1 pseudogene is annotated in these 684 nt (G+C 61.0%); it reads right to left on the bottom strand.

Annotated elements, in window-relative coordinates:
- Positions 1-576: pseudogene (locus RZO55_RS12435) on the bottom strand (ATP-binding protein); the annotation flags it as partial.
- Positions 577-684: the final 108 nt, after the last annotated feature.

Genomic DNA, 684 nt, shown 5'->3' with positions numbered 1-684 from the left:
CAGGATCACCCGGAGCCCGAAGGACTTCCCCGAGCCGGAACCGCCGAAGATGCCGATGTGAGGGTATTGCTGCATCGACCGGATGTCGAAGACGAAGGGAACCCCCTGCTGGGGGTGGATTTCCCCTTCCTCCAGGCGGAACAGCTGGTCCGACAGTTCCGGCGGCAGGGAAGGGGCCAAAGATTCCGTCCCCAGGATTTCTCCGAGGACCATCCCCTCCTCCGGAAGCTGTTTCACCAACAGTTCCCGCACTTCGTCAAAGCGGGGAGGCCGCACCCGGCAACCGGTTCGCACGGGATGGGGCGCCTCTGAAAAGAGCCGGATTTTGGCCAAATTGATCTCATCGGCTCCGATGTCGTAGCCGATCTGCTCCAGGGAACGAATCACCTGGTCGTCCACCAGGGACCGGTCCATCCCCATCGGGATCAGCCGGTTGTAGGCCAGGGTTTCCACCACTTCCCCCCGGGGAAAATGGAGGGATTCGTCCTCGATGATCAGGATCTCGTTCACCCGGAATTTCCGCTCCTTGGAGACCACGTACACTTCCTGTTGCGTCGTCACACCCACGACTTGCACCGCCGCCTACCTCCTTTGCCGCCAACCCCTTTCAAGGGACTCGCGCATGGATCACAGAAGGACTCAGGAAAGATCCGCCACCGAACGGGGAAATCTGCAGGCTCACCT

The organism is Clostridium boliviensis, assembly GCF_033342255.1.
GTDB classification, from domain to species: Bacteria; Bacillota; Clostridia; order Lachnospirales; family Lachnospiraceae; genus Lacrimispora; species Lacrimispora boliviensis.
This window is presented reverse-complemented; position numbering and strand designations above follow the sequence as displayed.